Source organism: Bradyrhizobium sp. P3_C3 (genome assembly GCF_056402655.1).
The window spans coordinates 1-2806 of record NZ_JBFUGY010000124.1 but is presented as its reverse complement, the minus strand read 5'-3'; the positions used below and the strand labels follow the sequence as shown (position 1 = coordinate 2806).

4 protein-coding genes are annotated in these 2806 nt (G+C 63.5%); all 4 read left to right on the top strand.

Going from position 1 to position 2806, the window contains the following annotated elements; translation table 11 throughout:
* The first annotated feature begins 66 nt into the window (after positions 1–66).
* From AC1DW2_RS43630 to AC1DW2_RS43615, 4 genes are read left to right on the top strand one after another with little or no spacing between them, the layout of a single operon-like run.
* Positions 67–606, top strand: a complete 540-nt coding sequence (locus AC1DW2_RS43630; protein ID WP_477009191.1) for a DUF6505 family protein — start codon at positions 67–69, stop codon at positions 604–606.
* Positions 603–1610, top strand: coding sequence for a DUF6352 family protein (locus tag AC1DW2_RS43625; RefSeq protein ID WP_166349911.1), 1008 nt, complete (start codon positions 603–605; stop codon positions 1608–1610). Before AC1DW2_RS43630 ends, AC1DW2_RS43625 begins: the two co-directional genes overlap by 4 nt.
* A complete protein-coding gene (locus tag AC1DW2_RS43620; protein ID WP_477009190.1) occupies positions 1607–2122 on the top strand; it encodes a DUF3305 domain-containing protein in 516 nt (171 codons plus the stop codon). Before AC1DW2_RS43625 ends, AC1DW2_RS43620 begins: the two co-directional genes overlap by 4 nt.
* Positions 2119–2772 (top strand): DUF3306 domain-containing protein, encoded by a 654-nt coding sequence (locus AC1DW2_RS43615; protein ID WP_477009189.1) that lies wholly within the window; start codon positions 2119–2121, stop codon positions 2770–2772. The genes AC1DW2_RS43620 and AC1DW2_RS43615 overlap by 4 nt, the downstream gene beginning before the upstream one ends.
* Positions 2773–2806: the final 34 nt, after the last annotated feature.

Below are 2806 nucleotides of genomic sequence, written 5' to 3'. Positions count from 1 at the left end.
GCACGACCTGAAGAAGGGCTTGCTATCGCCGTCATGGTTCGATTCAGTACTCGGAGGACCGCGTCTGTGAAGCTCTTGCGCACCATCGCGCTCGATCCATCCGACACGTTCGTGTTCGACGTGCCGGCGCAGCCCGGCGATTGGGCGGTGTCGGGCGCCTTCCGCTTTTGTAATTGGGATGCAGCGAAGCTGAGCGGCAAGGACCGTTCGGCGTTTCGAAGCGGTTTCCTCGGCGTGCAATCCTGGGGCTGGTCGACACTGGTGCAAATCGTCCCCGCGACTGAAGGCGATCGCCGGACGTTGGTGGAGCTCCTTGCGAAACAACTAGTCGAACGGTTCGGGGCGCCGGACCTTGCAACCGCGCGCCTTGCCGCTGAAGAGGAAGTCGCCTTTGCGCAATCACTCTGCACGCATCCCATCAGCGCGCTGATCGCGGTCCACCGCTCGGCGAGCAATGGCGAGGCCCGCGAGTCATTCCGCAGATTGCAACTGCGCGAGGGCCAGCGTCACGGCAAGGCGTTCTCGTTCATGGAAGTGGAGGATGACACCGAGCCCGACAAGGATCTCAATCTTGCGAATATGAGCGAGGAGCCGTCGCGCCGATGAGGGATTTCTGGATCGCCTGCGGCCACCATCTGCTCGATCACAATGCGAGCGGCGGGCTCGTGGTCACGGATGAGTTCCTGAAGGCCTACTTCGTGCGCCCCGAACTGATGCCGCCGGACGACGCTTGCGCGGTCGAACGCAGGTTGCATCAGGAGCTGCTCGCTGACCCGGGCCGGGCAGTCGCTGCGGAGGAGGTAGCTGCGATCGCCGATGCGGATGCGCGGGAGAACTGGCAATTCGTACTGGCATTTAGGAAGCTTCTGCTGCGCGAACCCACGTTGGAAGCGGCCTATCTTGCATTGGTTCGCTCACGTCACGTCAACCTGCCGCCGCTGTTTGTGAACCACCTTGTTCACGTGATCCTGCGAAATGCGCTTGACGGCTGCGAGGACCCGTTCGTGCTGCGCGCGGCCGAACTGTTCTTCCGGCCGCAGCGTATCGTGCCGCACGAACACTTGCTGCTGTTGGGCGACGAGGAAATCATTGGCGGGCCAAGCCAAACGCCCGTGTTGTCGCTGATGTCCATGTTGGGGGCAACAACCGGCGCGGAGATCGACGTCCTCAGCGAGGGGAATGCCGACAGCTACTGGCAGCGCAGCGATCAGTTCGATCTTGCGCTCGATTTCACCGGCGGAACGCGGGGCCCCGCTGCGCTGGCAGAGGCCATGGGGCGCTGGATTACTCATTTGCTTGGATTTGCCGTCGGAATTGAGCCGCTCACCGCCCTGCGCGATGCGAAGCTCACCTGGTATGTTGGGCTCGATGCTGAAGCCACCCGGATGGGCGACCAGCTTTGGCATGGAGAGGCGCTGGACGACCGCACCGCAAGCCGTGTGCTGGCGCTGTTCCGGCTCGCTTTTCCAGATTCCAGCCTGGTCGTTGATGCGGTCGGGCGCGAGCCGGTCTACCTGATCCTTGCAACGACCTCCGATCAGCTGGTGCAGATGAAGCCGCAGAATCTGTTGACGGGGTTGCCGATCAAGCACCTGGAGGCTGCAACGTGAGCCCCGGCGCGCTGCCATTGTTGCGCATTCCGGTCGGCGTTGTCGTCGAGCGCCGCAAGGCGGATTCCCCATGGATTGATTTTGTCTGGCGCGGCATCGGCGTCTTGCCGGATGAGTCGGAGATGATGCCGTGGACTGTCCTACGGGCGCGGGAGGGATTGACGCTCTTTTATGCCGGGAACGCCATGGTCGATCTCTATCGCTCGGAAACCGAGCGCTACCGCGACAATCTTGCCACGGGCGCTCCCCGCATCTGGATGGTATTGACTCCCTCCGAGGGCGCCTGGCCCTATGCCGTTTCGGCCGTCACCGCAGATCCAGCGGAAGGCGAGGCATTCACGGAAGCAGGTGCCAATCTGGTCGAAGCGGTGCCAATGCCTGAGATACTGCATAAGGCGATTGAAAATTTCATCGCCGAGCACCACGTCGAGAGGGAATTCGTCAAGCGCGAGCGACGCCGCGCCGATCCTGAGGCGCTTGCGCGGCGTCACCACGACGGTGAGCACGAATGAGCGACGAGCAATTCCTGGCGCGCTGGGCGCGCCGCAAGCAAGAGGCGAAGGCCGGTCACGCTGAACCAGCCCCTGAAGAAGCCGCTGAGGCGCATGGGCCGGCGCTGTCCAACCGGGCCGCGGCAGAGCCGGCTCCCCCGGAGACGGAGCTGTCGAACTTGCCCCCGATTGAATCGATCGATGCTGCCACCGACATCAGGGCTTTCCTGCGCAAAGGCATTCCGCAGGAGTTGAGCCGGGCGGCGCTCCGTCGCGCCTGGAGCGCCGATCCCACCATCCGCGATTTCGTGGGGTTGGCGGAGAACGCCTGGGACTTCAACGACCCGAACGCCATGGCTGGCTTCGGTCCGCTGGACTATTCGGCCGAGCAAATTGACGCTCTCGTCCGCCGCGTCGTCGGGGGCGTGGTAGAGGCCGCCGAGGGCCTCCCTAATCCGCGCGAGGCTGCCGAAGACGCCGCGCGATCGGCTCCCGCGGAGGCCGGTTTCGAGCAATCATCAAATCCGGTGAAGGCGATCACGGAACCTCGACCGCTCGGCGAGTTCGCAGCCGCGGAATTGCCGTCGAATTCTACTGCATCGCAACCCGTAGCTGCGAATGAAGAGACTCCCCTTCGGCACCGCACACATGGCGGGGCGTTGCCCCGGTAGACTGCGACTAAATGCGATAGCCTCAGGCTATGGC